The sequence below is a fragment of the Bartonella sp. TT119HLJHH genome (assembly GCF_042193385.1).
Lineage (GTDB): Bacteria > Pseudomonadota > Alphaproteobacteria > Rhizobiales > Rhizobiaceae > Bartonella.
The window spans coordinates 1-268 of sequence record NZ_JBHILS010000139.1; the positions used below are offsets into that span (position 1 = coordinate 1).

At 38.1% G+C, this 268-nt stretch carries 1 protein-coding gene; it reads left to right on the forward strand.

Annotated elements, in window-relative coordinates:
* Positions 1–19 precede the first annotated feature (19 nt).
* The coding region (locus ACFIJL_RS09805; RefSeq protein WP_375624544.1) for a deaminase at positions 20–268 on the forward strand (249 nt) is incomplete at its 3' end.

The following is a 268-nucleotide window of genomic DNA, read 5'->3' on the forward strand; positions in this document are numbered from 1 at the left end:
AAAAGCAATAGTGTTCTCTGTGCACAATAATAGCTTACTCATTTTACAAGCATCTCTCTATAAGAAAGAGGATTCTGGCTCTTTAGGTTTCAGTAGAAAAAATACTATGATTTTGACTCCCATGGAAATAGCTCTTTTAGAAGCGCAATTGGCAGAAAAAAAAGACGAAGTCCCTGTAGGAGCAGTCATAATACGCGAAGCAACAATCATTGCACGCGCTGGTAATTATATAAAAAACCCACATGATCCTACAGGACACGCAGAAATG